2 rRNA genes are annotated in these 3,518 nt (G+C 58.2%); both read right to left on the bottom strand.

Going from position 1 to position 3,518, the window contains the following annotated elements:
• Nucleotides 1–2: 2 nt before the first annotated feature.
• A 5S ribosomal RNA gene (gene rrf / locus ACWD12_RS40745) occupies nt 3–119 on the bottom strand.
• 136 nt (nt 120–255) lie between these two features.
• Nucleotides 256–3,384: ribosomal RNA gene (locus tag ACWD12_RS40740) — 23S ribosomal RNA — on the bottom strand.
• Nucleotides 3,385–3,518: the final 134 nt, after the last annotated feature.

The following is a 3,518-nucleotide window of genomic DNA, read 5'->3' as shown; positions in this document are numbered from 1 at the left end:
AATTCCGGCGGCGTCCTACTCTCCCACACCCCTTCGAGTGCAGTACCATCGGCGCTGAAGAGCTTAGCTTCCGGGTTCGGAATGGGACCGGGCGTTTCCTCTTCGCCAAGACCACCGGAAAACCATCGAACACACAAACAACCGACGTGTGTACCGAAAATCTTCCAGCCATGCTTTGACTGTATGAAATTCTCAACTGTGGTTCACACCGAAACCGGTTGCGGTCCGGGAACCACACAGTGGACGCGAGCATCTGAGGACAAGTCCTCGGCCTATTAGTACCGGTCAGCTCCACACATTACTGTGCTTCCACATCCGGCCTATCAACCCGGTCGTCTACCGGGGGCCTTACCAGGTCAACCCTGTGGGAGCCCTCATCTCGAAGCAGGCTTCCCGCTTAGATGCTTTCAGCGGTTATCCCTCCCGAACGTAGCCAACCAGCCGTGCCCTTGGCAGGACAACTGGCACACCAGAGGTTCGTCCATCCCGGTCCTCTCGTACTAGGGACAGCCCTTCTCAAGACTCCTACGCGCACAGCGGATAGGGACCGAACTGTCTCACGACGTTCTAAACCCAGCTCGCGTACCGCTTTAATGGGCGAACAGCCCAACCCTTGGGACCTACTCCAGCCCCAGGATGCGACGAGCCGACATCGAGGTGCCAAACCATCCCGTCGATATGGACTCTTGGGGAAGATCAGCCTGTTATCCCCGGGGTACCTTTTATCCGTTGAGCGACGGCGCTTCCACAAGCCACCGCCGGATCACTAGTCCCTGCTTTCGCACCTGCTCGACCCGTCGGTCTCACAGTCAAGCTCCCTTGTGCACTTACACTCGACACCTGATTGCCAACCAGGCTGAGGGAACCTTTGGGCGCCTCCGTTACCCTTTAGGAGGCAACCGCCCCAGTTAAACTACCCACCAGACACTGTCCCTGATCCGGATCACGGACCCAGGTTAGACATCCAGCACGACCAGAGTGGTATTTCAACGACGCCTCCACAACCACTGGCGTGACTGCTTCACCGGCTCCCACCTATCCTACACAAGCCGAACCGAACACCAATATCAAGCTATAGTAAAGGTCCCGGGGTCTTTCCGTCCTGCTGCGCGAAACGAGCATCTTTACTCGTAGTGCAATTTCACCGGGCCTGTGGTTGAGACAGTCGAGAAGTCGTTACGCCATTCGTGCAGGTCGGAACTTACCCGACAAGGAATTTCGCTACCTTAGGATGGTTATAGTTACCACCGCCGTTTACTGGCGCTTAAGTTCTCAGCTTCGCCCTTACGGACTAACCGGTCCCCTTAACGTTCCAGCACCGGGCAGGCGTCAGTCCGTATACATCGTCTTACGACTTCGCACGGACCTGTGTTTTTAGTAAACAGTCGCTTCTCGCTGGTCTCTGCGGCCACCCCCAGCTAGGGAAGTAAATTCCCGCACCAGAGCTGGCCCCCCTTCTCCCGAAGTTACGGGGGCATTTTGCCGAGTTCCTTAACCACAGTTCACCCGAACGCCTTAGTATTCTCTACCTGACCACCTGAGTCGGTTTGGGGTACGGGCCGCCACGACACTCGCTAGAGGCTTTTCTCGGCAGCATAGGATCATCCACTTCCCCTCAATCGGGTCGGCATCAGGTCTCAGACACATGTCAGGCGGATTTGCCTACCCAACGTCCTACACCCTTACCCCGGGACAACCACCGCCCGGGCTGGACTACCTTCCTGCGTCACCCCATCGCTCACCTACTACCCGCTTGGGCCGGCGGCTCCACCGTCTGATTTCGTCCGAAGACTCCACCAGGGGCTTCACGGCCTTAGCATCACGAGGTTCAGCGCTGGCGCATCGTAGCGGGTACGGGAATATCAACCCGTTGTCCATCGACTACGCCTGTCGGCCTCGCCTTAGGTCCCGACTTACCCTGGGCGGATTAGCCTGCCCCAGGAACCCTTGGTCATCCGGCGCACACGTTTCTCACGTGTGATTCGCTACTCATGCCTGCATTCTCACTCGTGCAGCGTCCACCACTGGTTTCCACCGCGGCTTCACCCGCTGCACGACGCTCCCCTACCCATCCGTGCGCCTGAACCACAAAGGCTTGGCTAATGCACGAATGACACGACTTCGGCGGTGCGCTTGAGCCCCGCTACATTATCGGCGCGGAATCACTTGACCAGTGAGCTATTACGCACTCTTTCAAGGGTGGCTGCTTCTAAGCCAACCTCCTGGTTGTCTCTGCGACTCCACATCCTTTCCCACTTAGCGCACGCTTGGGGGCCTTAGTCGGTGCTCTGGGCTGTTTCCCTCTCGACCACGGAGCTTATCCCCCGCAGTCTCACTGCCGCGCTCTCACTTACCGGCATTCGGAGTTTGGCTGATCTCAGTAACCCGGTGAGGCCCATCAACCATCCAGTGCTCTACCTCCGGCAAGAAACACACGACGCTGCACCTAAATGCATTTCGGGGAGAACCAGCTATCACGGAGTTTGATTGGCCTTTCACCCCTAACCACAGGTCATCCCCCAGGTTTTCAACCCTGGTGGGTTCGGGCCTCCACGAAGTCTTACCTCCGCTTCACCCTGCCCATGGCTAGATCACTCCGCTTCGGGTCTTGGGCGCGCGACTCAACCGCCCTATTCGGACTCGCTTTCGCTACGGCTACCCCACACGGGTTAACCTCGCCACACACCGCAAACTCGCAGGCTCATTCTTCAAAAGGCACGCAGTCACGACCACCCGAGACAAAACCCGGATGGCGACGCTCCCACGGCTTGTAGGCACACGGTTTCAGGTACTATTTCACTCCCCTCCCGGGGTACTTTTCACCTTTCCCTCACGGTACTAGTCCGCTATCGGTCACCAGGGAATATTTAGGCTTAGCGGGTGGTCCCGCCAGATTCACACGGGATTTCTCGGGCCCCGTGCTACTTGGGAACAACACAAGCAAGCCGTACAGATTTCGTCTACGGGGGTCTTACCCTCTACGCCGGACCTTTCGCATGTCCTTCGACTACCCATACGGTTTCTGACTCGCCCAGCTGCCGGCAGACAACTGAAGTGCCGTCCCACGACCCCGAATAAGCAACCCCTGCCGGGTATCACACCTACTCGGTTTAGCCTCATCCGCTTTCGCTCGCCACTACTCGCGGAATCACGGTTGTTTTCTCTTCCTGCGGGTACTGAGATGTTTCACTTCCCCGCGTTCCCTCCACACACCCTATACATTCAGGTGCGGGTGACAGCCCATGACGACTGCCGGGTTTCCCCATTCGGACACCCCCGGATCACAGCTCGGTTGACAGCTCCCCGGGGCCTATCGCGGCCTCCCACGTCCTTCATCGGTTCCTGGTGCCTAGGCATCCACCGTGCGCCCTTACTAACTTGGCCACAGATGCTCGCGTCCACTGTGCAGTTCTCAAACAACAACCGGCACCATCAGCGTTACGCCGCCGCCTACCGACCCCGAAGGACCAGCGGTTCGAACGGCCGGCTGAAACCGGCGATCCAGAGGGGGACGTACC

It is taken from the genome of Streptodolium elevatio (assembly GCF_053592165.1).
This window is presented reverse-complemented; position numbering and strand designations above follow the sequence as displayed.